Here is a 24150-nt window from a genome sequence, read left to right as displayed (position 1 = left end):
CTCAGTGAAGGAGTTCTCGATGGCCGATCACGCAACGGCCAGGACGGTAACGCACACGGCGACTTGAGATGGTAACAAAGGGGTAGCCCCAGGCAACGCCACGCGAATGACGGACGGTATCCCGCAAAAGTCTCGTTGTCGACACTCGTGGCTCAACGCTAGGCTAATAATCTCGCGCTCGCCGCAGCGCCTTCACCCGAATTCGCAGGAGTCCTCCATGCCCCGTGCACTCATGCTCCACGACGACGCTCCCCGCGCCCGCCTCGAAATGCTCGATGAAAGCCAGCTACCGGAACGCGCAGTGCATGTCGCAATCGATTATTCGGACCTCAATTACAAGGACGCCATGGCGGTCACCGGCCAGGGCAAGATCGTGCGCGACTATCCCTTGGTGCCAGGGATCGATTTCGCCGGCACGGTAACGGATTCCACGGATACGCGCTTCGCCGCCGATGACCGCGTCATCCTTACCGGCTGGGGCGTCGGCGAGCGTCATTGGGGCGGTTTCGCCGAATCCATGCGTGTCGATGCCGACTGGCTAGTGCCCTGCCCGCAACCGCTGAGCACGCGTCAGGCAATGCTCTTCGGCACCGCTGGACTCACCGCCATGCTCAGTGTCATGCGACTGAAAGACGCGGGGCTTGGTCCCGGCGATGGACCGGTCGTAGTGACCGGCGCCAGCGGCGGCGTGGGAAGCTGGGCCGTGTCGATCCTCGCCCATGAAGGTTTCGAGGTTCACGCCATCACCGGCAAGCCCGAGCAGAATGCCTGGCTCGAGGCGCTGGGTGCCCACGCCATTCTGCCCCGCGCCGACTTCGAATCACGCGGCCGGCCGCTGGAATCGACGCAATGGGCGGGCGCCGTGGATACCGTCGGTGGCCAGATCCTGGCTAACCTCCTGGCGCAAATGCGCTACTCAGGCAAGGTCGCCGCCGTGGGGCTGGCGGGCGACGCCGCACTACCGACCACGGTGATGCCGTTCATCCTGCGCGGCGTATCGTTGCTCGGTGTGGACAGCGTGTATATCCCCTTCGAGCGGCGCCGCGCGGCATGGCAACGCATCGCCGCCCTGCCCAACGCCCTGCTGTCGCACATGCAGGTCGAGGAGATCGGCCTCGACGACGTGGCCGACCGAGCCCAGGCCATGCTCGAAGGCCGCACCCACGGGCGCGTGCTCATCGACCCACGGCGCTAACGGGCATGATCTCTCAGTGGGCCTCGATCATCTCCGTCAAATCCGCCGCCACCAGGGGCAATACCTGCCGCCAGGCGAGATACGGCGTTTGCGAGGTGCCGTTGACCAGTACCGCGAAGCTGCCCCAACGCCCGGTTTGGGTACGGAAATAGCCGGCCACCGCACGCACCGTAACCGGCTCGTTGAGCGTGCCGGTCTTGAGCATGACGCTCTGCTGGAAGGTGTCGCTGCCTCGGCGAATGAAATGCATGGGCCCGTTGGTCGGCAGTTGCAGGCCGGCCACAAAGGTCGGAAACAGCGCCGAGCGCTGATACATCGCTGACAACAAGGCATTGAGATCACGCGCCGAGACACGGTTCTCGGGGGTCAGGCCACTGCCGCTGGCGAGCGTCGGGACGCCGTGGCCCGGTAGCTCCTGAGCGAAACGCATCAGGGCGTTACCGGCGTCCTGTAACTCGGCACGCGGCTTGGCGACGAGATCCAGTGCCAGGGTATCGGCCATGAAGTTATTGGAATAATTGAGCATGCGCAGCAGCAATTCCTGCAATGGCTTGCCATCCACCGCCGCCAAGCGCTTGGCAGTGGTCGGCGGCGGTGTCGTGCTGGTTGCGTAGCCCTTGACCTCGACGCCTGCCTGCCCGAGCAACGCCATCAAGGTCTTGGCGGTTTGTTCGGCGGGATCGGAACTGCCGCGATAGATTTCGCGCGAGTAGCTATCGCGTGCGATCTGACCACTGACACGCAATGTGTCGCCGCGCTCGCTGCTGATGCGCTCGGCACTCAGGCGCGAGTCCCTACCGTGCGCTACGGTCTTGACCTGATTATCGAGGCGTATGAGAGGTGTCACCGTCGCGCAATCGCTAATGGCGGCCGCGTCGCCCACAGCCGCGCCAGGCTTGACCCGATTACACCAACTGCCGTAATTCACCGCCGCCGATGACAATGAGGCACTATAGGCATTGTCGGAGCGCGTGCGCGCCTCGCAGCGGTCGGTGGTCACACAGGTCACCGGACCGAAGCGCCATTGGCTAACCACCAATTGGCCATCGACGGCACGCACGCCGCGTTCGCGCAAGCGCTGCACCAGGCGCCATAGGTTTTCGCTGGTCAGGGCCGGATCGCCGCCGCCGTCGAGAACCAGGTCGCCATGCAGCACGCCCTGGGCATCGACATTGCCGGTGGCCATCAACTGCGTGGTGAAACGATGCTGCGGTCCCCAACGGTCGAGGCTCGCGGCGGCGGTGTAGAGCTTGGTCACCGAGGCCGGAGATAGCCGCCGTGTGGGGTGCATCGCACCCAGGCTTTCGCCGCTCCCCAACAGCTGCGCCTGTGCGCCGATCACGAAGCCCTTGTCGGCCAACGTGGCAAGATTATCGAAGCCCTCGGCCTGTGCCGCCAACGGCAAACTCATCAAAACTAGAAGCGCGAGCACACGACGTCCGGCACGCTGCGAGGAGCGCCAACGCCGGTAATGAAACAGCTTACTCAGCATGAGATTTTTCCTTCCCTGGACGAACGTACATCGTCCGCCAGGCTAGCAGGGCTCCTAATCGAGTGCGATAGCGACATAAGAGCGCGTATTAGGCACGTTGCTGATAGCGCCTAATGCGCGGACATACGCGAAAACACCTGAATGATGGCAACCCCGGCGATGATCATTCCTAGACCGAGAATCGCGGGCAGATCGGGTTTTTCGCCATACACCACCACCCCGATCAATGTCACCAGCACGATGCCAAGTCCCGCCCAGAACGCATAGGCGATGCCCACCGGCAAGTCGCGAAGCGCCAGCGTGAGCATATAAAACGCCAATGCATAGCCCACGACGACGGTCACGCTCGGCCACAGGCGAGTGAATTCCTGGGACGCCTTGAGCGCGCTGGTGGCCACGACCTCGGCGATGATCGCGATGGCCAAAAATACATACACCATAATCGGTCTCCTGAAAGCCCGTGCTGCCTGATCCGCTAGGTGGGCAACAACGCGGGACGGTGCGCCAGCGTCACCGTCAGTCGCCATAGTGGTTGGCCGCTGGCGTGGTATTTGTGTTCGAAAGGCGTGAGATACTCACCCGATGGCTCGCAGGGCTCGAGATACGGTTCGCGCCCCGTGGCTTGCGCCAGCGCCAAGGCCAATTCCTCGAGATAGAGCCGCCAGTTGGAGCGCGCTTCCAGTTCGCCGCCGAGCCCCGCCAGGGCCGGAAACACCGGGTGGCCGTGCCAGCGCATCTTGAGATGCGCTGGCTTGGGATACGGATTGGGATAGAGCAGATAATGACGTGCCGGCTGCCATCCTTCTTGTAGCGCCAAACGCCAGAAATCCACCAGGTCGGCACGTATCAGCAAGGCATTGTCGGGCAGTTCGCCGTGCTCCCGGGAAAGACGGTCGGCGCTGCGATCGATGCCGATCACCGCATGATCGGGAAAACGCGCGGCCAGACGTCGGGTGGAAAGCCCTACGCCACAGCCCGCGTCGAGAATCAGCGGCTTGTCCTGCTCATGGAGCCATGTTCGCGCCGCGCCGAACGCTATGCGCGTGTGCGATGCCAACGGCTTTTGCCAGGGATGCGTCAGCGCTCGCGACACACGCCGCGAGAGATCCTCATGCGGCGCGGTCTGCTGGGTGACGATGGCACGGGAGTTGGCATGCATGGGCGACTCTATAAACGACTGAACGAAACGCCATTCTAGCAGACTGCCCAGGCTGACCGAGCGTCACGACATCCCCCTTGGAGGATCGTAATTGGCGGCGTTTCCACTTTATCGGACAGTGTTCGCATGACGTCGCTCGCACCCGGGTGCTATCATTCCCAGACTCATTAAGACGCCACGCGCCCTGTCTATCTCCTATATCGCGCGGGAGGGCGCTACATATCCGGCCGACGCGTGCCGGTCATGAATCATGACGCATCGTCATCCACAGCATTACGAGGAACGCGGCTTGTCACAGTTACCGGTGATCGTCGGCATGGGCGGTGTTAACGCCGCCGGCAGAACCTCGGGCCACCAAGCTTATCGCCGAACGATTCTCGACGCTTTGCCCGATACCCTTCAGGCACAAACCATTCTCGCCCTGGCCGCCATGATGCAGCTCGTTTCGCGCGTAGAAAGCGGCGGCTGGCAGGACCCTCAAGGCGAGATTCTCGACGACGCCGATGTTGTCGCACGCTATCGCCAACATGTGCTCGATCATACCCTGATTCGCCGCATCGAGGACGAACGCTTCGGCAGCGAAGGCATTCCCGCCAATCGCGCCGCACAACTCAATCTCGATACCGAGCTGACCTTTCGCGTGCGCCGTCGCCAGCTTCCCAACGACGTGCCGGCCACCTGGCAGGTACGCGAGATCGACAAACGCATGGTCGAGGTCGTTGTCCCGCCGGGCGCGCTGGACGTGCTGCTCCCCGAACGTCGCAGCGCTCAGGTACGCTCGGCCGGGCAACTACCCAGCGGATTTTCGCCGGACACGCTGTATCGCAGCGTGCACCATCCGCGCGGCTTGGCGATGACGATCTTTGGCGCCTCCGACTGTCTCGGCCAGAGCGGTCTCGACTGGGCGGCGCTGCGCAACCGTCTCGATCCGGACGCCATCGCCGTGTACGCCGGGAACTCCATCGGCCAGCTCGACAATGAAGGCTGGGGCGGTCTGCTACAAAGCTTCGTCAGCGGTGCGCGCGCCACCTCCAAGCAGATGCCGCTGGGTTACGGGCAAATGCCCGCCGACTTCCTCAACGCCTATGTGCTGGGCAGCGTCGGCGCTACCGGCGCAGCACTCGGCGCCTGCGCCAGCTTTCTGTACAACCTGCGCCTGGGCCTCGAGGACATTCGCAGTGGCCGGCGCCGGGTGGTGATGGTGGGCACCAGCGATGCCCCGATCACCCCGGAGATCGTCGAGGGCTTCCGCACCATGGGGGCGCTTGCCGACGATGAAAGCCTCAAGGCACTCGATGCCCTCACGCTGCTCACCGACAGTGACTATCAGCGCGCGTGCCGCCCCTTCGCGCGCAACTGCGGCTTCACCATCGCCGAGTCGACCCAGTTCCTGCTGCTGATGGATGACGCATTGGCTCTGGAAACCGGCGCACAGATCCTCGGCGCCGTGCCGGGTGTCTTCGTCAACGCCGACGGCTGGAAGCGTTCGATCTCCGCACCGGGCATCGGCAATTACATTACCCTGGCCAAGGCGGTCAGTCTTGCCAGCGATATGCTCGGCGAGGAGACGGTGCGCCAGCGCAGCTATCTACATGCGCACGGCACCAGCACGCCCAAGAACCGCACGACCGAGTCGCATGTGTTCGACATGGTGGCGCGCGCGCATGGCATCGAGTCGTGGCCGGTGACCGCCGTCAAGGCCTTCGTCGGTCACTCACAAGGCGGCGCGGCGGGCGATCAGATGGCCAGCGCACTGGGTTCCTTCGCCCACGGCATCCTTCCCGGCATCTTCACCCTCGATGCGGTGGCCGATGATGTCTTCGCCGAGCGCCTGCGTTTCTTCCGCGACCCGATTCCTTTCGAGGCCGATGCGGCTTTCATCAATGCCAAGGGATTCGGCGGCAATAACGCCACCGGCCTAGTCATTTCGCCAGCCGCCACCGAGCGCCTACTGACCCAGCGCCACGGCCAGCGCGCGATCGACGACTGGAAGCAGCGTCGCGAGACGACCCTAGCCGCTTCCGAGGCATACCTGGCGACATCCGACAGCGGCCACTTCGACGTCACCTACCGCTTCGGCGAAGGCGTTCTCGAAGGACCGGAACTCTCGATGACGCGCGACACGCTGCATATCCCTGGCTTCGATCAGCCGGTCTCGCTGGCGGTCGACAACCCCTACGGCCGACTGTAATAGGCTCGCCCAAGGCTGGCGACACGATTGCCGCCAGCCTTGGGCAACCACTACCCTGTTGGTATCTCGGCACAGGATGTATCCATGAATATCGTGGTCTACCCCGGCACCTTCGACCCCGTCACCCATGGTCATTACGACCTGATCGAGCGCGCCGCACGCATGTTCGACAAGGTCGTGGTGGCGGTGGCCGCGAGTCCACGCAAGCAGCCCGCATTGTCGCTGGCGACCCGCGTCGCACTGATCGAAGAGATTACCGCCGACCTCGACAACGTCACGGTCGTCGGCTTCAGCGGGTTGCTGACACAGCTGCTGGATCAACAAGGGGCACGCATCATCCTGCGGGGATTGAGAGCGGTATCCGATTTCGAATATGAGTTACAATTAGCCAATATGAATCGGGCCCAGGCACCGCATATCGAGAGCTTGTTCCTGACGCCCGCGATAGAAAACTCGTATATTTCTTCCACCATCGTGCGCGAGATCGCGCGTCTCGGGGGAGATGTCTCCAAGCTCGTGCACCCCTGCGTGGTCGATGCACTGAGCCGGCATTTCGCCTCAGACCCCTCGTCGCCCGATGCGCAGTAGAGGACACTTCCATGGCCCTGATGATCACCGATGAGTGCATCAACTGCGATGTCTGCGAACCCGAGTGCCCCAATGGCGCCATTTCCCCGGGTGAGGAGATTTACGTCATCGACCCCAACTTGTGCACCGAGTGCGTCGGTCATTTCGACGAGCCCCAGTGTCAGCAGGTGTGCCCGGTCGACTGCATTCCCCTCGACCCCGAGCGCAGCGAAACCCACGACCAGCTCATGCACAAGTATCGGCTGATTACCGCCGCCTGAGCGCGGCCATGCACGATACATAGCGTCGACGGCCCACGAGGTCCGTCTCCGCTCCCCTCCGTTCTTTTCATGTCTCGCAGGCTGCTCGCCAGGCGTAAACGTCCAACACAAACAACGGAATCCCGTGTCCACTTCACGCTCTTCGACACGCATCTGGCCACTCGCCTGGCCGATCATTCTTTCCAACATTACCGTGCCATTGCTGGGCCTGGTGGATACCGCCGTGGTCGGGCACCTGTCGGATTCGCGCTACATGGCCGCCGTAACCCTCGGCGCCACGCTGTTCAGCTTTCTCTACTGGGGATTCGGCTTTCTGCGCATGGGCACCACCGGTTTGACCTCTCAAGCCATGGGACGCGAGGACGACAGCGACATACGCAACCTGCTGGGACAATCGTTATTGCTGGCATTGGGTATCGGCGCGATCTTGATCCTGCTCGCCGAACCGCTCATCAGCTTCGGCCTTTACTTGCTCGACGGCAGCGAGGCCGCCATGTCACTGGCGGCGAGCTATGCCCATATTCGCATCCTCTCGGCTCCGGCGGTGATGGCCAATTACGCGATTCTCGGCTGGTTCCTGGGCCAGCAGAATTCGCGGGTCACGCTGGCGATCATGGTGCTCACCAATAGCGTCAACATCGCACTCGACCTGTTGTTCGTGGTCGGGCTGGGAATGACCAGCGACGGCGTGGCCTGGGCCACGGTCATCGCCGATTACACCGCGCTGGCCGTCGGCCTGTGGCTAGTGGCGCGTCAACTGAAGCTGCTCAAGGGGCACTTTCTGCGCCAGCGATTGCTGCGACTTGCTGCCTACTCAGAACTGTTCCAGGTCAACCGGCACTTGTTCGTGCGCACGCTGGGGCTGCTGTTCGCCATGGCCTTCTTCACCGCCCAAGGTGCCAGTCAGGGCGATACGGTGCTCGCCGCCAACGCCGTGCTGATGCAGTTCATCATGATTACGTCTTACGCGTTGGACGGCTTCGCCCATGCCGCCGAGGCCTTGACCGGCCGCGCCGTGGGACGCCGTGACTGGCCGCTATTCGGGGCCTCGGTGCGCGCCGCCGCGCGGTTCTCGCTGATGACCGCCGGCGTCGCCATGGCGGCATTCTTTTTCGGTGGCGACTACTTGATTGCCCTGCTCACCGACCTGCCGGACGTGCGCGCCACGGCGGGGGACTATCTCCCCTGGATGGTCGTCATGCCGGCCATCGCGGTGTGGAGTTACCTGCTCGATGGTGTCTTCATCGGTGCCACCGCGACCCGCGAAATGCGCGATACCATCCTGTTGGCGCTCGCCGCCTACCTGCCGGTGTGGTGGTTCACGCAACCGCTGGGCAATCATGGCCTGTGGCTCGCCTTCACCGTCTTCACCCTGGTGCGTTCGGCAAGCCTCGCCGGTGTCTACCTACACTATCGGCGAACGCGCTGGACAAGCGCCGTGCCGCCCAGTTGCGACCAAGGGATACAGGACCAAGGTTGAGTAATAGGAGATCCTCTTGAGAGGTTATCGTTATCTCCATAACAACAACATCTCCATAACAACAACCTCTTAGGGAGACTCCCATGTTAAAGCTGTTATCGCGCCCTGCGGTACGCTTGGTCGAACGCTACCTGCCCGATCCCTATATCTTCGTACTGCTGTTGACCCTAGTGGCCGCCATCGCCGCCATGCTGGTCGAGCGTCAGTCGCCCCTCACGATCATGCGCTATTGGGGCGATGGCTTCTGGGGGTTGTTGTCCTTCTCGATGCAGATGCTCCTGGTGCTGGTCACCGGCTTCATGCTGGCCAGCAGCCCGCCCGTCAAGCGCCTGCTCGACAAGATCGCCAGCTTGGCCAAGGGGCCCGCCAGTGCCATCGTGCTGGTGTCGCTGGTCTCCCTGGCCGCCAGTTGGATCAATTGGGGGTTCGGCCTGGTAATCGGCGCTTTGTTCGCCAAAGCCTTGGCAAGGCAAATACGGGTCGACTACCGCCTGTTGATCGCCAGTGCGTATTCAGGGTTCGTGGTATGGCATGGCGGGCTGGCCGGCTCGATTCCCTTGACCATTGCCACCGAAGGCCATTTCACGGCTGACCAGATCGGCGTCATCCCCACTTCCGACACCATCTTCGCTTTCTTCAACCTGGCCATCGTCCTGGCGATGTTCATTGCCGTGCCGCTGGTCAATCGCCTCATGCTTCCCGACGAACGCGACAGCATGTACGTCGACCCTGCACTGCTCGATGAAGCCCCGCGCGACCTGAGCCCGGCCAATCGGCCGGCGGAACGGTTGGAGAAGAGTCCCTGGCTGGCGTGGCTGGTCGGCATCCCAGGTTTGCTGTTCCTGCTCGACTATTTCGTGTTCCGAAGCGGCAGCCTGAACCTCAACATCGTCAACTTCCTGTTTCTGTCGCTAGCCATCGTGCTGCATCGCACGCCCCGCAGCCTGCTGGACAGCTTGCACGAGGCCATCAAGGGCGGTACCGGCATCGTCATTCAGTTTCCTTTCTACGCCGGTATCATGGCGATCATCATGCAGTCGGGACTGGCGCAGACGCTTTCCGAGGGGTTCGTGGCGCTCTCCACCGCCCAGACGCTGCCTTTCTGGTCGTTCATCAGTGCCGGCATCGTCAACCTGTTCGTTCCTTCGGGTGGCGGGCAATGGGCCGTCCAGGCCCCCGTCATGCTGCCCGCTGCCGCCTCGCTGGGCGCGGACATCCCCCGCGTCGCCATGGCGGTCGCCTGGGGCGATGCCTGGACCAACCTGCTGCAGCCGTTCTGGGCGCTCCCCATGCTGGCCATCGCGGGTCTCAAGGCCAAGGACATCATGGGCTTCTGCCTGATCCAGTTGGTGGTGACGGGCATCATCATCGCGCTGGGGCTGACCTTTCTGTAAACCGGCCCCGCCCGCGCATCGAACGGCAAACGGAAGCGACAAGGCGGGGCAAAACATGGTACATCTTGCGCCTCTATTCATTCCGCGACCTCAGTAGGACTGTGACCCATGGCGCCTGACGACCTCCCCCGCCAGCATGAACTCACCATGACGGTGCTGATGACGCCCGACATGGCCAACTTCAGCGGCAAAGTGCATGGCGGCGCGATTCTCAAGAAGCTCGACGAGGTCGCCTATGCCTGCGCTAGCCGTTACTCCGGTTCTTATGTCGTTACGCTGTCGGTGGACCAAGTACGCTTCAAGCAACCCATACACGTTGGTGAGCTGGTCACCTTTCTGGCCTCGGTCAATTATGTCGGGCATTCCTCGATGGAGATCGGCATCAAGATCATCGCCGAGTCGATCCAGGATCGCGTGATTCGCCACACCAATAGCTGCTACCTGACCATGGTCGCGGTAGATGGCGAAGGGCATCCCAACCCCGTGCCACAACTGCAGCTCGACACGCCGCTGCAGAAGCTGCGCTTCGAGAAAGCCAAATTACGCAAGCAAATGCGCAAGCAAGAGGAGCAGGAAGAGCAGCGCGCCCAGGCGCATCTCAATGAGACCCGCGAGGCACCCTGACGCGCCACCGCGAAACTGGTAGCGTGACCACGTGCATGACGCCTGCCGCCGCCGTGGCGCGGCGCCGCCGACGGAGAATTTGATGAGCGCACCTTCCACCGCTGGCTCGCGCCGACGCGAGCGCCTTTACCTCGTCTGGGACATTGCCATCGTGGTGCTGGTCTCGGCGAACCTATTGCTGCTGCTCGTCGATAGTCTGTTTCTCTTGCCGCCCCTGAATGCCGGACTGGAAGCACTGGCACCGAGCCTCCACCAGGCTTATGACAGTGCCATTCACCAGCGCTTCATGACGATCGACCTGGTCTTCGTGAGCATCTTCCTGCTCGATGTTCTGGCCGGCTGGGCGGTAGCCATCGCCGAACGTCGCTACGCACGCTGGTTCTTCTACCCGTTCGTGCACTGGTACGACGTGCTGGGGTGCATTCCTATCAGCGGCTTCCGCATCCTGCGTGTACTGCGTCTCATCTCGCTGCTGATTCGGTTGCAGCGCCTGGGGGCGATCGACATTCGCCGCTGGGGGCTATACGCCTTCTTCGAGCGCTACTACCGCGTGCTCATGGAGGAGCTTTCCGATCGCGTGGCAACGCGCCTGCTGAGCAGTCTGCAAGAGGAAGTCCAGCGTAGCGACGACTTCACCAAACGTCTCTCGGAAAAGGTGATTCAGCCACGCAAGGCGGCGCTTGTCGACGAGATCGCCAAGCGTCTCGAAACCACCGTCGACAAGAGCTATGCCGAGAATCATCAGGAAGTGCATCGCTATGTGGCGACGCTGGTCACCCGTACGCTCGAGGAAAACCAGGAGCTCTCCCGCCTGAGGCGCCTCCCCATCGGCGAGCATATGGCCCATGCCATGGAACGCAGCCTGAGTGACGTCGCCAGCCGTGTGGTCCACGAAGCCATCGATGGACTACGCTCGCCGCGTTTCAAGAGCCTCATCGGCGACCTGGCTGGAAGCGGCATCGATGCCTGGCTATACGTCGACCAGCGCACCGACCGCGTCACCGAGCAGGTGTTGATCGAAACGCTGGAAATGCTCAAGGACGAGATCGCCGTACAGCGCTGGAGAGACGAACTCGACCTCCGATGAATCAGCAGGGTCTCAGGTGAGCCTCAAGATGGTGTACGGCGCCTCGCAGGCGTGGCGCTCGTCACGTTCATCGATGCTGCCCAACGACATGTCGCGATCGTTGTCGTAGGCCACGAACAAGCGCTCGCTATCCAGAATCGCCAAGCCTTCCGCCTTGTGTCCGAACTCCAGAGCGTCTCCAGCCATCGTGCGCACCAGCGTCGGCGCTTTCCCTGCCGCGAATGCCTCTAGTGACACTACCCAGAGGTAGCCGCCGATACGCTCTTCTTCCGCTTCTTCGACCTCGAAGCTCGTCAGCAGAAACAGGCGCTGATGATGGGGGTCGTACTCCAGGCTGGACAGGCCGCAGTCATAGCGTACCTCAGGCTGCTGCTGGGGAGAGAAGCTATAGAATTCGCGTAGCTCATCGACGAACACCAGGTTGCCGTGGTCATTCACGGTATAATGCGCGCCCACCACACGGCACACATAGTCGAAGTCTTCGTGTGAGTAGCCTTGTTCGCGCACGCCGAAAAGCAGTAGCCCATCACCACGCTCCCCCGGAATAGCCGCCAGCCCTTCTATCTTGTAATACGGATAGCCGATGGCGCCGTCCAGCTTGTTGCGCAGTTCCAGCGAGCCTTCGACACCGTCACGCGGGTCGGGATCGACTACTTGCACCTGCTCGGGCTCGCCCAGCGGCCAGATCAATAAATGGTTGTAGGCATTTAGCGCATGGCTTTCCATGTCGATGCGATCGAATCCGGTGGTCGCCAACACGTAGCGACCGTCGGCAGTCAATGCGAAGTCCTCGTACTTGACTGCCCGCTTGATGGCATCCGCCGTGAAGTATTCCAGACCGCGATCATCGGGACCGGCAGCCGTGATCGGGACAGCGAAGACAGCCGAGCGTGCGTCACCGGGAATCGGCTTGTCGCTGGCCAGGATCAGACGCTGACCATCGTAAACCACGGCCGATACCTCGACGTTGACCAGCTCGCCGTTTTCGTCGCGCAGGCCGGTGGGAAAACAATGCAGCGTTCCTTCTTGTAGCACCTCGGCATTGGCCATAAAGCCTCCTTGATCGCGTTGTGCATGGCACTGCTAGCGTAACGCGAAATCCACGTACGGTCGCAACGCAGCGTGATAGCTTGCGGTCGTGGCATCCGGCCGGCAAGCTGGTCGTCTGCGGGGGCATAACGTTCCCGGCGATGATCACTTGAGGACGACATGCTGGAAGGATGGGTGGCGCTTGGCCCTGCTGCGCTGTACATGATTTCGATGAGCATCACGCCGGGTCCCAATAACGTCATGCTGACCGCCTCGGGCGCCAATTACGGCTACCGACGCACGCTGCCGCACCTGCTGGGTATCGCGCTGGGCTGTTTCGTATTGTTCACGGCCATCGCCCTAGGATTGGGGGTGCTCTTCGAGCGCTATCCAGTGGTGCAAAACGCACTACGCCTGATCGGCAGTGCCTACCTGTTGTATTTGGCCTGGAAAATCGCCACCGCGCCTCCGCCCGAGTTCAGCGACGCTGCTGCGGCAAAGCCGTTGAGTCTCTGGCAAGCAGCCGCGTTTCAGTTCGCCAACCCCAAGGCGTGGGTGATGGGCCTGGCATTGATGGCGGGCTTTCTGCCCGAGGGTGGCCCCGTCTGGCTGAATGCCCTACTCCTGGCCGGGCTCGCCGAAATCGTAGCTTTCCCGTGCATCTCGCTATGGGCCGGGTTCGGCATGGCCATCCGCCACTGGCTGACCACGCCCCAAGCCTGGCGGCGCTTCAACGTCGTCATGGGCGTGCTCACCGCAGCCTGCGTATTTTTCATTCTTCGCTAGGCGGCCTGCATGGCTCAGCCACAGGTGAGTTCGACGATATTGTCTTGATCATCGAATTTGACGTTTAGCCGATCCGCTCGGTAATCCATCGTCACCGCCTGATTGGGACCGATGACACGAACGCGCTCGGCATCGCTCTCCGTTTCCAAGCGCGCCAAGGTGCGCTCGGTGGCACGCTGGCCTAGGTAGCCCTGAAGCGCCTCGGCACCGCAAGCATCACGTTGTGACTTCGACGGTGGCGGTGGCGCCTCGTCTGGTGCCGGGCCGCCAGTACATCCTGCCAGCATAAACACTGCCACCGCACTTCCCAGAATACGTTTATTCATGTCGTCTCCTCTTCATTCGCTGGACTCACACGTTAGCGTATCCAAGCAGCGCGCTAGAGGCCAGGCGCATTCCCTCTCGCTGCGCGAGCCGAGAATGCTAGACTCAAGGCTGGACCGTCGCGACGCTCGTCATTTCCAAGGAGCCAGGAATCATGCAAGGAACCTTCAAGTATTTCTCCACCGCCGTGTTCGGCCTGGCCGCCGGGCTGGCGTTGTCGTTGACGCCGGCATTCGCCGACGAGCCGGTGCGCGTCTCGTCGAAGATCGATACCGAGGGGGCTTTGCTCGGCAACATGATCGTCCAGCGCCTGGAACATGCCGACATTCCCGTCGAAGACAAGCTTCAGCTCGGCCCGACCAACATCGTACGCAGTGCCTTGCTCGAAGACGAGATCGACCTTTATCCCGAATATACCGGCAACGGGGCGTTTTTCACGCAAACCACCGATGACGCTGCATGGAAACGTTCGGGCGAGGGTTACGAGAAGATTCGCGCCTACGACAAGGAACACAACGATCTGGTATGGCTCACGCCGGCGCCAGCCAACAACACTTGGGCCATCGCACTGCGCCGTGACATCGCCGACGAGAACGATCTCTCCAGCATGGAGGATTTCGCCGCCTGGATACGCGATGGCGGTGAGGTCAAACTGGCCGGCTCCGCCGAATTCGTGGAAAGCGATGCCGCCTTGCCCAGCTTCCAGCGTGCCTACGATTTCAAGCTCGACCAAGACCAGTTGCTCGTCCTCTCCGGCGGCAACACGGCGGCGACCATTCGCGCCGCCGCCGAGAACACCAGCGGCACCAATGCCGCCATGGTCTATGCCACTGACGGCGCCATCCCTGCCGCCGATCTCAAAGTCATGGACGATACCCAAGGCGTGCAGATGGTCTACGAACCGGCGCCGGTGATCCGCCAAGCCACGCTCGATGCTTATCCGCAGATTCCCGAGCTGCTCGAACCCGTTTTCGAAGGGCTCGACCGGGAAACCTTGCAGTCCCTCAACCGCCGCATTCAGGTCGATGGTGAACCGGCCAGCGATGTCGCCGAGGATTACCTGGAATCACAAGACCTGCTCGACTGACGGCTGCCGGTGTCTGCTTCTCATAATCCCACGCGCGACACGGCCAGCGCGCGCCTGGTGGCCAATCGCGTCTTGGTCACGCTGCTATGTGCGGGGCTTCTGGCGGCTTGGCTATTGCCCTTCGCCACGATGTCGCCCAACCGCTTGGCCTCCGGACAGACCGTCGGCCTGAGCGAGGCGTTATCAGCCTGGCAGGCGATCGCCCTGCTAGCGCTGAGCGCGGTGCTGGCCGTGGCGGCGCTGAGACGCCCGCTACCGCGTGAGCTCGCCCATGGCGTTGTCCTGCTGGCCAGCCTGGGGCTATTGCTGATCACGCTGTATAGCCTGGGCGACTATGCGCAACGCACGCTGGTCGAAAAATCGCCTTCGGCGCGGGTCTCGCAAGGATCGGCTTTCTGGGTAATGGCATTCTGCTGCGCTTTGGCGGCCATCGATGCCTTTCAGCGCGCTTCCAGCGGCTGGCTACTGCGCCTGGGTTACATGCTGATCGCGGGGGGAAGCGTGGCGATGTTGTTCGCCAGCGGCCATTTCGACGATCTATCGATCATGCGCGAATATGCCAATATCCGCGACAACTTCAGTGATCAGTTCATCACGCACTTGGTCCTGGTGGGCTCCGCGTTGGGGCCGGCGTTACTTATCGGCGTGCCACTGGGCCTGCTAGCCCATCGCCACGTACGCCTGCAGGGAACGCTGTTCAGCGTGCTCAATTTCTTCCAAACGATTCCCTCGATTGCCCTGTTCGCCCTGCTTGTCGCACCGCTTTCGGCACTCGGCAACGCCTTTCCTCTGCTCGGCGAATGGGGCATCAAGGGCATCGGGGCCGCGCCGGCCATCATCGCGCTGGTGATGTACGCGTTGCTCCCCGTGGTGCGCAATACCTACGCCGGCCTCAAGGGCGTCCCACCCGCCACCGTGGAAGCGGCACGCGGCATGGGCATGACCGCGCGCCAGGTGCTGTGGCGCGTGGAGATCCCTTTGGCGTTGCCGGTCATGCTTTCGGGGCTGCGCATCGTGACCGTACAGGCCATCGGCCTGACGGTGGTGGCAGCGCTGATCGGGGCCGGGGGCTTGGGCGCCTTTATCTTCCAAGGTCTCGGCCAATATGCCATCGACCTGGTCCTGCTCGGCGCGATTCCGACCATCGTGCTGGCGGTGATCGCCGATTTCACGCTGCAAATGCTGGTCGTGCTGAGCAAGCCGGCCGGCACCCGCCGATAGGTAACACCGATGATCGAACTTCAGGGATTGACCAAGCGGTATGGCGAAACAAGCGTCGTCGACGACATCTCGCTGACCGTTGAACAGGGCGAATTCTGTGTCCTCATCGGCCCATCGGGATGTGGCAAATCGACCACGCTGAAGATGATCAATCGCCTGATCGCGCACAGCGAGGGAAAAATCCTGGTGGGCGGCGAAGATATCACCACCCTGCCGCCGGAACGCCTGCGTCGTCGCATCGGCTATGCCATTCAGTCGATCGGGCTGTTTCCACACTGGCGCGTCGCGGACAACATCGCCACCGTGCCCAAGCTGCTCAAGTGGCCGTCGTCACGCATTGCCGAGCGCGTCGACGAATTGCTGGCACTGTTTCAGCTCGATGATGAAGGATTGCACGACAAGTATCCGCATCAACTCTCGGGCGGTCAGGCGCAGCGTGTCGGTGTGGCCCGTGCTCTGGCCGCCGATCCTGACGTGCTATTGATGGACGAGCCCTTCGGGGCCGTCGACCCACTGACGCGCGATACCTTGCAGGCCGAACTGGCACGCGTGCACCGCCAAACCGGTAAGACCATCGTCTTCGTCACCCATGACATGGACGAGGCCTTGCGCTTGGCCTCCCGCGTGGCACTGCTCAATGCCGGTCAACTGGTGCAATACGACCGCCCGGCGGAGCTTCTCGTCGCACCCGCCAACGATTTCGTGCGCGACTTCATCGGACGCGCCGATTTAGGCCTCAAGCTACTCTCGCGGCGCCGGGTCGAAGAATATTGTCGACCCGCCCAGCGCACGCGCAACAACGCCATCGCCAGTGCTCCGACCACCTGGCAGGTGGACGCCAACGACCGTCCCATGGCGCTGCTGGGTGGCCGTCTAGGCGAGTCCGAGACGGCCCGCACGGTGGTCAATCCCGAATGGACCGCCACGCCGGAGATGTCGATGAAGGAGGCCTTGTCACGCATGGTGTGGTTTCGAGTGACGGCGTTACCAGTGCTCGATGGTGAGGGGCGTCTACTAGGCGAAGTAACGATGTCGGGCGTCATGGGGCATCGCTCATGAGCGTCAGCGCACTATCCCGCCCCTCTTTCTCGCGCCGCGCTTTACTGATATTGCTCAGCGTCTTGTTGATCGCGCTGGTGGTGGGTATGGAACAGTTGGCGCCACTATTTCGGGCGTTGTTTCCCGATCAAGATCCGGCCATGTATGAGCGCGAGAGCTTCCTCAATCTGACGCTCGCCCATCTCGCCCTGGTGCTGGTGTCGTCACTCATCTCGGTGAGTGTTGGCGTTGCAGCGGGACTATTCGTCACACGGCCGGCAGGGCGAGAGTTCGAGCCCTTGGTGTCGACGCTGGCCGCCATCGGCCAGACCTTCCCCCCGGCGGCGGTGCTGGCAATCGTCGTGCCAGTCGCCGGTTTCGGCTTCATCCCCACCCTGGTGGCGCTGGTGCTCTATGGCCTTTTGCCCGTGGTGCAAAACACCGTCGCGGGGTTGGGCACCGTACCCTCGCAAACGCTCGAGGCCGCACGCGGCAACGGCATGAGCGCCTGGCAGATCCTATGGCGCATCGAACTCCCCTTGGCGATGCGGGTCATCATCGCCGGCGTGCGTGTTTCGGTGATCATCAACATCGGCACGGCAACGATCGGCTCCACGGTTGGTGCCAAGACACTGGGCACGCCGATCATCGCCGGCTTGGTGGGCAACAACCTGCCGTACGTGATTCAAGGTGCCATATTGGTAGGTCTTCTGGCTATCGTCACCGACTTGGCGTTCGAACGCCTGGAGCGACGTTTTTCTTTCGGCGAGAGTGGCGCCATGGCATAGATGGCAGGCTGAGAGGGGCCAAGAGGTCGAAAACGGAACAGGAAGGAACGCGGGGACGCGACAGGGGAAAAGATCGGCCGACCCACCGCCGCCCCGGCGGGACGGCGGTGGTATGCATCAGCTAGCGGCTTCTTGCACTTCTTCACCGCCTTGTTCGATGTCTTCGCCTGCGCCCTCGAAGGTGTTGCAGCCGCTGATTGCGCCAGCGGTGAACATCAGCAACAGGGAAAATGCCAGCATCCGTTTCATTATCGTGTCTCCTTCACGTCATCAAGCGGGAAAAGGTCCCGCCGGTCCATGTACCCGTTTGCTCGGGCCACACTATCCGCCGACATGGCGGATCGCCCACAACGTAGCAAAGCTGGCGCCGCCATGCATCCTTTGCACGACATCGGTTCAGGAAGCGGCATCCTGAACCGCTTCACCGCCACGCTCGATATCCTCACCCGCGCCCTGGAGGGTATTGCATCCACCCAGCGCCACCAGCAACAGCAAACCCAAGATCGCAACCGTTGTACGCTTCATGCTTTTCTCCTGGAATTACCCTGACCTAGCGGAAACACGGCACCTTGCCGTGTAACCTAACGTTAGCATAGCCAGCCCACTTTACGACGATTTTCAGGAGCGCTCGCATGACCGATTTTATCCTGCATCCACGCTTGGCGGCCGACTCGCATTATGTCGCCGATCTTTCTCTGTGCCAGGTGCGCCTGAATGACGACGCGCGCTATTCCTGGCTAGTGCTGATACCCCGTCGCAACGATATTAGCGAAGTCTATGAGCTCTCCGCCGACGATCAGGCCACGATGTGGCAGGAAGCCACCGAGGTGGGACGCCGCTTGATGGCGCACCATGACGGCAACAAGCTCAATCTGGCGACGCTCGGCAATCAGGTCGCGCAGTTACACCTGCATGTCATCGTCCGCCACCAGAACGACGCAGCCTGGCCGGGGCCTGTGTGGGGCCAGGGCACGCCGCAGCCGTATGACGACGCGACGCTCAAAACCCACCTGACGACACTGCGCGATCTGTTGGCGCCATAGGCGTGATACTAAGTCCTTGCGAAAAGTCGGCGAACGCAGGCAGTTTTCGCAGGACTTAGGGCAGCTCGCCGAGCCGCTCCTGCACATCGATCAAAAGCGTATCGAACACATAAGGTGGCACCGGCTGGCCGCCACGCCGCCCCGACAGCGTGACGCGCGTGCCCTGCTCGGCCGCCTCGAGCCGGTAGCGCACCTCAAGCGTGGGGCGCGCGGCCAGCACGGCCTCGACATCGCCCAGGTCGACATCGGCGCGACGAATCACGAAGCCGCGTGCCGTGAGCATCGCCACCCCCGCTTCCAACGCGGTCGACGGCTCGGCCTCCACGACCAATGTTCGGGTCTGCGGCGCCGCCGATGTGGTCGCGCATCCGCCCACGCTCAATACCACGAACGATGCCACCAGCAATACGCCCAGCAGCCGACTCATGATGTGCTCTCCTCGCGCATGCGTGCGTCGATGTCATCGTGTAAAGCGGCGCAGAACGCCGCGCTGTTGTCCGGACGCGCATCGATCAGATATCCGTCGACATCGACCACGCGCGAATCGCGTGTCACCCGTACGATATTCTCGACGGCGACCACCGAGACGCGTTGCAGGCGTACCGGATCACCGCCAAAGCGCTGGGAATACCCCAGCGAATAGCCATGGCGACTACCCATGCCATAGTATCCCCAGAAACCGCTGCGTCCCCAGGGTGGGCGATCCACGGCGCCGAGCCCCGGCTGCGCCTGGGCTCGCTCGGCACTCACCAATCCCAGCGCAACCTCGGTCTGTTCGATACGATACCCCTGTGCCTCCAAGGCATCGGCTACAGCCCTTACCCGTGCCTTGGCGTCGCCCTCGGCCGCCCACTGGCACGCCTCGGGCAGCGGCGAGGCCACATCGCGGCCCAGCGGATCGTAAGAAGCCAGGCTCTGACAACCGCCGAGCCCCAATGCCACTACCAGCAAAAGAGGTTTCATCATCGCGTTCTCGCCTGAAAGGAAAAGGCCACTCGGCAGCGGCGAGTGAAATCGTGCGTCTCGCCTCACTGTTCCCGCCGCACGGGCACCTCGTTGAGAGCGTAGTCGAGTGCCACGGTTCCGTCAGCGTGGCATGCCCTGCGTCTCCCGCCTGGCGCCAGCATGCGTTAGGCTGGCAATTCGACCACGACGCCCCGTCCTCGGGTTTGGATCATGCAAGAGGCTCGCCCATGAAGATCGTCATCGCCCCGGATAGCTACAAGGATGCCCTTTCGGCCCGCGAGGCCACTGTCGCCATCGCCGCAGGCTGCGCCCGCATCCTTCCCCAAGCACAGTTGATCCAATGCCCGATGGGGGACGGCGGCGAAGGCACGTTGGATGCCTTGCTGGCCGCCACGGGAGCCGAGCGCCGCGTCACCGAGGTCCACGACGCCCTGGGGCGCCCCATCAGCGCCAGTTGGGGATGGCACGCTGCGAGTGCCACGGCCTACGTCGAGCTCGCCGAGGCCAGCGGCTTGCAAGCGCTCGCCGACGCCGAGCGCACCGCGCTGCACAGCACCACCCTTGGCGTCGGCGAGCTGATTCGCGATGCGCTCAATGCTGGAGCCAAGCGTTTGATTCTCACCCTGGGCGGCAGCGCCACCAACGATGCCGGTGCGGGAATGCTCGCAGCGCTGGGCGCGCGACTGCTCGATGCCGAGGGCCAGCCGCTGCCGCCCGGCGGTGCGGCACTGGCACGGCTGACCGAACTCGATCTGAGCGACCTGGACCCGCGCCTGGCGACGCTCAAGGTGGACACCGCCGTGGACGTCGATAACCCCTTGCTCGGCGAGCGCGGAGCCAGCGCGATCTTCGGACCGCAGAAGGGCGCTACGCCGACGGATGTCACACAGCTCGACGCGGCCTTGGCCCATTTCGCCGACCACGTCGCCAACGCCCTCGGCACAGATCACCGCACGCTACCGGGTGCCGGCGCGGCCGGCGGCATGGGGTTCGCAGCCGCCGCTTTTCTGGGTGCGCGACTGCAGCCCGGCATCGAGCTGGTCATGAACCAGGTCGACTTCGACCGCCTGCTGGAAGGGGCCGACCTGGTCATCACCGGCGAAGGCCAGCTCGATGGCCAAAGCCTTGCCGGCAAGACGCCGGTCGGCATCGCCCGGCGCGCGCGACAATACGGCGTGCCCACGCTCGCACTCGCCGGGCGCTTGGGGGATGGCTGGCGGGCCGTGCACGACGAAGGTATCGAGGCAGCCTTCGCGCTGGCCGATGGCCCCTTGGCCTTGCCGGAAGCTCTAGAACGCACCGCCGAGCTGCTCGCCGACCGTGCCGAGAGCCTCCTGCGTGTGTGGCAGCTTGCCGGCCGGCAGGCGCCACGCTAATCGCCGGGCCAGACACAATGCCGCACCCTTCGCCCTTGAAAAACCACTGCGTCATGGGCATTTCATATACAGACGCTATATCGTCGATGGGAAAGATTCGTTACCCAATCCACAAATGACGCTCTAGACTGGGCTCAGTGACGATTTTGACCACTGACGACGTTCAGTCCATCGCTTTACGAGGGAGTGCTTTCATGTCCGACATCAATGCCATCGGTTTGCATACCAGCAGCGCCAATCAACTGGCCGAGAAGCTCAACGAACTGCTGGCCAACTACCAGATCTTCTACATGAACGCGCGCGGCTACCACTGGAACGTGAAAGGCCCGCATTTCTTCGAACTGCACACCAAGTTCGAGGAAATCTACACCGACCTGCTGGCCAAGGTCGACGAAGTCGCCGAGCGTATCCTCACCCTGGGTCATGAGCCGCTGCATGCCTACAGCGATTACACCAAGATCTCGCGCATTCAGGAAGATACGCACGTGCACGAAGGCACCGAATGCGTACGCGGGCTAGTGCAAGGGTATCAGGCACTGCTCGAACTGCAGCGCGAGCTCAATTCCATGGCCGCCGATGCCGACGACGAAGGCACCGCCTCGCAGATGAGCGACTACATCCGCGAGCAGGAAAAGACCGTGTGGATGCTCAGCGCCTATCTGGGCTGATTCCCACCGAGTCGCTCCGTCCGATAACACCGCCCGGCCTTGTGCCGGGCGGTGTCGTTAGGGCTCCCCGCGCGCCTCGTCATCGGGAGCGCTCTCTGCGGCATCGGGCTCGTCGTCCGCCATGTCGTCCAGTTCTTCGGCGTCCACCTGCTCGGTCAGATGCGTTGGCAGGTCACGCTTCATGCGCACGCCAAGGCGCTTGAGCATCAACGCTTGGCTGACCAAGCTCCCCTGCCCCGTTGAAAGCCGCCCCATCGCCTGGCGGTAGCTACCGTCGGCACGCTCCAGATGGCGGCCAACGTCCTCGAGGCTATCCACGAAGCCACGAAACTTGTCCAGTAACTTGCCCGCCCGTGCGGCGATGACGCGCGCGTTATCGTTCTGGCGCTCCAACGTCCAGAGGCTAGCCACGGTTCTCAGGCTCGCCAGCAGCGTGGTCGGCGTGACCACGACGATGTCGCGCGAGAAGGCATCCTGGAAAAGCGTTTCATCATGCTGGAAGGCCACCGCGAACGCAGGTTCGACGGGCATGAAAAGGAACACGAAATCCGGTGAGTTGAGCCCCGGCAAGCGCGGGTAATCGCGTCCTGAGAGCGCGTCGATATGCGCGCGCACCGCCTGAACATGTGCCTTCAATGCCTGCGCGCGCGTAGCGTCGTCCTCGGCGTTGACATAGCGCACGTAGGCGTTGAGCGAGACCTTGGCATCGACGATTAAGTGCCGATTGTCGGGCAGGTAGATGACCGCGTCGGGACGCTGACGCCCCGACTCGCCTTCTACCGATACCTCGCGCTTGTATTCGATGTCGCGGCGCAGTCCCGAGCGTTCGAGCACCGATTCGAGTATCACCTCGCCCCAATCGCCCTGCATCTTCTTGTCGCCCTTGAGCGCCCGCGTCAGGTTGGCGGCTTCCTCGGTGATCTGACGATTCAGCGTGGACAGATGCTCGATCTGCGTCTTGAGAGTCGAGCGCTCGCGCAGCGACTGACCATGGATTTCCTCCAGTCGCGCCCGGAAGTCGCCGACCTGCTCGCGAAATGGCGCCAGCATGGCCTCGAGATTCTCGCGGCTCTGGGTATTGAACGTTTGCTGTCGTTCCTCGAAGATCCGCCCTGCCAACGCCTCGAAGTCCTGGGTGAGACGTGTCCGCGCCTCCTCGAGCAGGGCAAGCTTCTCGGCATGATGGGAGCGCTCCTGCTCGAGTTGCGTTTCCAAGCGACCATACCGTTCGCGTAGCGCCGCGAGTCGTTCCTGACGCTCGTCGAGATCGCGTTCGCGTTGCCCCAGCAGGCGCTGGGTCTCGAGGCTCTGCTCGCGCACGGCGTCCAGTTGAGCATCGCTCTGGGCCAGCTCGCGCTCCAGCCGGGCACGTGTCTCATCGACCTCGTCATAGTGACGCTGTGCACGTTCGGCCTCGTGCTCGGTCGCCGCACGGCGTGTGCGTTCACGCCGCCATGCCACGCCAAGCATCAGCGTGGCGAGCGCCAGGACGACCGCAAGGGCAAGGAGATAAACGGCAGGAAACGTGCTGGACATGTGCGGATACCGGCGATGGGAGATTTTCGCTTGAAACCTTCAATGAAACTCGCGATTAACACTTCGATTAAACACTTCGCGCGCCACCTTCCCCCACTGCGCGTCGCGACGCAAGCGCCCGGGGCTTGAAGTCCTGCGCCAATGACCCAAAATCAATTAGTGAAGCCGCCTGATACCGGACTAGGATCGCCCGGTAGCGGCTGCTGTCATCCATGAAGCATCACGACCAGGAGGTCACGATGAGTCAAGCACAGTCAGGTAAACGTGTCGCCATCCTCGCCACCGATGGGTTCGAGGAATCCGAGCTTTCCGCGCCGCGTGCCGCTCTGAAAAGTCAGGGCGTCGAGGTGCAGGTCGTCTCTCCCGAAGGCAAAGGTATCCGTGCCTGGGCCGAAACCGACTGGGGCGACACCTACGAGGCCGACAAGGCATTGAGCGATGTCGACGTCACCGATTATCACGCGCTGGTGCTACCCGGCGGGCTCTTCAACCCCGACGAATTGCGCCTCAACGAAAAAGCGCTCGCCTTCGTGCGTGGCTTCTTCGAGGCGGGCAAGCCAGTGGCTGCGATCTGCCATGCGCCGTGGATCCTGATCAACGCCGGTGTTGTCGACGGACGCAAGATGACCTCGGTCGCATCCGTGGGGCAAGATCTCAAGAACGCTGGCGCCCACTGGGTCGACGAGCCGGTCGTCGTCGATAACGGCTTGGTCACCAGCCGCACGCCCAAGGACATGGACGCCTTCAACGCCAAACTGATCGAGGAGCTGGCCGAAGGTCGCCATAGCGGACAACACGCCTGATGGCTCCTCACCGAC

Annotated in this window: 27 protein-coding genes; 17 read left to right on the top strand and 10 right to left on the bottom strand. The window is 62.6% G+C overall.

Annotated elements, in window-relative coordinates; translation table 11 throughout:
* The first annotated feature begins 217 nt into the window (after positions 1-217).
* Complete coding sequence (locus tag KZO83_RS06955; RefSeq protein WP_247620258.1) at positions 218-1195, top strand: MDR family oxidoreductase; 978 nt, start codon at positions 218-220, stop codon at positions 1193-1195.
* Positions 1196-1208: 13 nt separating this feature from the next.
* Here the strand turns inward: KZO83_RS06955 and dacB are convergent, their stop codons facing one another.
* The 3 genes from dacB to trmB all read right to left on the bottom strand — a co-directional run bounded on the left by dacB (position 1209) and on the right by trmB (position 3846).
* Entirely contained in the window at positions 1209-2687 is a 1479-nt protein-coding gene (gene dacB / locus KZO83_RS06950) for a D-alanyl-D-alanine carboxypeptidase/D-alanyl-D-alanine endopeptidase (protein WP_247620257.1), read from the bottom strand.
* A 110-nt stretch (positions 2688-2797) separates the two neighbouring features.
* Positions 2798-3130, bottom strand: a complete 333-nt coding sequence (locus tag KZO83_RS06945) for a DMT family transporter (RefSeq protein WP_175575822.1) — start codon at positions 3128-3130, stop codon at positions 2798-2800.
* A 32-nt stretch (positions 3131-3162) separates the two neighbouring features.
* Complete coding sequence (trmB, locus tag KZO83_RS06940; RefSeq protein WP_247620256.1) at positions 3163-3846, bottom strand: tRNA (guanine(46)-N(7))-methyltransferase TrmB; 684 nt, start codon at positions 3844-3846, stop codon at positions 3163-3165.
* A 250-nt stretch (positions 3847-4096) separates the two neighbouring features.
* Here trmB and KZO83_RS06935 point away from each other — a divergent pair, with 250 nt between their 5' ends.
* The 7 genes from KZO83_RS06935 to KZO83_RS06905 all read left to right on the top strand — a co-directional run bounded on the left by KZO83_RS06935 (position 4097) and on the right by KZO83_RS06905 (position 11470).
* The gene (locus tag KZO83_RS06935; RefSeq protein ID WP_247620255.1) at positions 4097-6037 is read left to right on the top strand and encodes a beta-ketoacyl synthase; all 1941 of its coding nucleotides are present in this window, start codon (positions 4097-4099) and stop codon (positions 6035-6037) included.
* Between the two features lie 84 nt (positions 6038-6121).
* Entirely contained in the window at positions 6122-6625 is a 504-nt protein-coding gene (coaD, locus tag KZO83_RS06930; RefSeq protein WP_247620254.1) for a pantetheine-phosphate adenylyltransferase, read from the top strand.
* An 11-nt stretch (positions 6626-6636) separates the two neighbouring features.
* Positions 6637-6885 (top strand): YfhL family 4Fe-4S dicluster ferredoxin, encoded by a 249-nt coding sequence (locus tag KZO83_RS06925; RefSeq protein WP_011508227.1) that lies wholly within the window; start codon positions 6637-6639, stop codon positions 6883-6885.
* Between the two features lie 124 nt (positions 6886-7009).
* A complete protein-coding gene (locus tag KZO83_RS06920; protein WP_247620253.1) occupies positions 7010-8365 on the top strand; it encodes an MATE family efflux transporter in 1356 nt (451 codons plus the stop codon).
* 83 nt (positions 8366-8448) lie between these two features.
* Positions 8449-9759, top strand: a complete 1311-nt coding sequence (locus KZO83_RS06915) for a short-chain fatty acid transporter (RefSeq protein ID WP_247620252.1) — start codon at positions 8449-8451, stop codon at positions 9757-9759.
* A 108-nt stretch (positions 9760-9867) separates the two neighbouring features.
* Positions 9868-10383, top strand: coding sequence for an acyl-CoA thioesterase (locus KZO83_RS06910; RefSeq protein WP_075367709.1), 516 nt, complete (start codon positions 9868-9870; stop codon positions 10381-10383).
* Between the two features lie 82 nt (positions 10384-10465).
* Entirely contained in the window at positions 10466-11470 is a 1005-nt protein-coding gene (locus tag KZO83_RS06905) for an ion transporter (protein WP_247620251.1), read from the top strand.
* 12 nt (positions 11471-11482) lie between these two features.
* Here the strand turns inward: KZO83_RS06905 and KZO83_RS06900 are convergent, their stop codons facing one another.
* Positions 11483-12520, bottom strand: a complete 1038-nt coding sequence (locus KZO83_RS06900; RefSeq protein ID WP_247620250.1) for a hypothetical protein — start codon at positions 12518-12520, stop codon at positions 11483-11485.
* A gap of 159 nt (positions 12521-12679) precedes the next feature.
* On the opposite strand from KZO83_RS06900, the gene KZO83_RS06895 reads away from it, so the two are divergent.
* Positions 12680-13285 (top strand): LysE family translocator, encoded by a 606-nt coding sequence (locus tag KZO83_RS06895; protein ID WP_075367712.1) that lies wholly within the window; start codon positions 12680-12682, stop codon positions 13283-13285.
* Between the two features lie 14 nt (positions 13286-13299).
* On the opposite strand, the gene KZO83_RS06890 is transcribed toward KZO83_RS06895, so the two are convergent.
* On the bottom strand, positions 13300-13611 hold the full coding sequence (locus KZO83_RS06890; protein WP_247620249.1) for an I78 family peptidase inhibitor: 312 nt from the start codon (positions 13609-13611) through the stop codon (positions 13300-13302).
* A gap of 152 nt (positions 13612-13763) precedes the next feature.
* Here KZO83_RS06890 and osmF point away from each other — a divergent pair, with 152 nt between their 5' ends.
* The 4 genes from osmF to KZO83_RS06870 are packed head-to-tail and all read left to right on the top strand — an operon-like array spanning position 13764 to position 17743.
* The gene (gene osmF / locus KZO83_RS06885; protein ID WP_247620248.1) at positions 13764-14696 is read left to right on the top strand and encodes a glycine betaine ABC transporter substrate-binding protein OsmF; all 933 of its coding nucleotides are present in this window, start codon (positions 13764-13766) and stop codon (positions 14694-14696) included.
* Between the two features lie 9 nt (positions 14697-14705).
* Positions 14706-15917 carry an ABC transporter permease gene (locus tag KZO83_RS06880; RefSeq protein WP_247620247.1) on the top strand — a complete coding sequence of 404 codons (1212 nt, stop codon included), beginning with the start codon at positions 14706-14708 and terminating at the stop codon, positions 15915-15917.
* 9 nt (positions 15918-15926) lie between these two features.
* Positions 15927-16976, top strand: coding sequence for an ABC transporter ATP-binding protein (locus KZO83_RS06875; protein WP_178999187.1), 1050 nt, complete (start codon positions 15927-15929; stop codon positions 16974-16976).
* Positions 16973-17743, top strand: a complete 771-nt coding sequence (locus KZO83_RS06870) for an ABC transporter permease (RefSeq protein ID WP_247620246.1) — start codon at positions 16973-16975, stop codon at positions 17741-17743. Before KZO83_RS06875 ends, KZO83_RS06870 begins: the two co-directional genes overlap by 4 nt.
* Positions 17744-17860: 117 nt before the next feature.
* On the opposite strand, the gene KZO83_RS06865 is transcribed toward KZO83_RS06870, so the two are convergent.
* Both KZO83_RS06865 and KZO83_RS06860 read right to left on the bottom strand, forming a co-directional pair.
* Positions 17861-17992, bottom strand: coding sequence for an entericidin A/B family lipoprotein (locus KZO83_RS06865; protein WP_075367716.1), 132 nt, complete (start codon positions 17990-17992; stop codon positions 17861-17863).
* Positions 17993-18139: 147 nt separating this feature from the next.
* Positions 18140-18268, bottom strand: a complete 129-nt coding sequence (locus tag KZO83_RS06860; RefSeq protein ID WP_247620245.1) for an entericidin A/B family lipoprotein — start codon at positions 18266-18268, stop codon at positions 18140-18142.
* 107 nt (positions 18269-18375) lie between these two features.
* On the opposite strand from KZO83_RS06860, the gene KZO83_RS06855 reads away from it, so the two are divergent.
* Positions 18376-18786 carry an HIT domain-containing protein gene (locus tag KZO83_RS06855; RefSeq protein ID WP_247620244.1) on the top strand — a complete coding sequence of 137 codons (411 nt, stop codon included), beginning with the start codon at positions 18376-18378 and terminating at the stop codon, positions 18784-18786.
* A 55-nt stretch (positions 18787-18841) separates the two neighbouring features.
* Here KZO83_RS06855 and KZO83_RS06850 read toward each other — a convergent pair whose 3' ends face one another.
* Both KZO83_RS06850 and KZO83_RS06845 read right to left on the bottom strand, forming a co-directional pair.
* Positions 18842-19213: a hypothetical protein gene (locus tag KZO83_RS06850; RefSeq protein WP_075367719.1), complete on the bottom strand. Its 372-nt coding sequence runs from the start codon at positions 19211-19213 to the stop codon at positions 18842-18844.
* Positions 19210-19752 (bottom strand): hypothetical protein, encoded by a 543-nt coding sequence (locus KZO83_RS06845; RefSeq protein ID WP_178999183.1) that lies wholly within the window; start codon positions 19750-19752, stop codon positions 19210-19212. Before KZO83_RS06845 ends, KZO83_RS06850 begins: the two co-directional genes overlap by 4 nt.
* A gap of 227 nt (positions 19753-19979) precedes the next feature.
* On the opposite strand from KZO83_RS06845, the gene KZO83_RS06840 reads away from it, so the two are divergent.
* Positions 19980-21128: a glycerate kinase gene (locus KZO83_RS06840; RefSeq protein WP_247620243.1), complete on the top strand. Its 1149-nt coding sequence runs from the start codon at positions 19980-19982 to the stop codon at positions 21126-21128.
* Positions 21129-21322: 194 nt separating this feature from the next.
* Positions 21323-21796 carry a Dps family protein gene (locus KZO83_RS06835; protein ID WP_040243047.1) on the top strand — a complete coding sequence of 158 codons (474 nt, stop codon included), beginning with the start codon at positions 21323-21325 and terminating at the stop codon, positions 21794-21796.
* 57 nt (positions 21797-21853) lie between these two features.
* Here KZO83_RS06835 and KZO83_RS06830 read toward each other — a convergent pair whose 3' ends face one another.
* On the bottom strand, positions 21854-23332 hold the full coding sequence (locus tag KZO83_RS06830) for a DNA recombination protein RmuC (RefSeq protein WP_247620242.1): 1479 nt from the start codon (positions 23330-23332) through the stop codon (positions 21854-21856).
* A gap of 239 nt (positions 23333-23571) precedes the next feature.
* Between KZO83_RS06830 and KZO83_RS06825 the strand changes: the two genes are divergently transcribed.
* The gene (locus KZO83_RS06825) at positions 23572-24135 is read left to right on the top strand and encodes a type 1 glutamine amidotransferase domain-containing protein (protein ID WP_040243050.1); all 564 of its coding nucleotides are present in this window, start codon (positions 23572-23574) and stop codon (positions 24133-24135) included.
* The last annotated feature ends 15 nt before the right edge of the window (positions 24136-24150 follow it).

This window comes from Chromohalobacter moromii (genome assembly GCF_023091865.1).
Classification (GTDB): Bacteria; Pseudomonadota; Gammaproteobacteria; order Pseudomonadales; family Halomonadaceae; genus Chromohalobacter; species Chromohalobacter moromii.
This window is presented reverse-complemented; position numbering and strand designations above follow the sequence as displayed.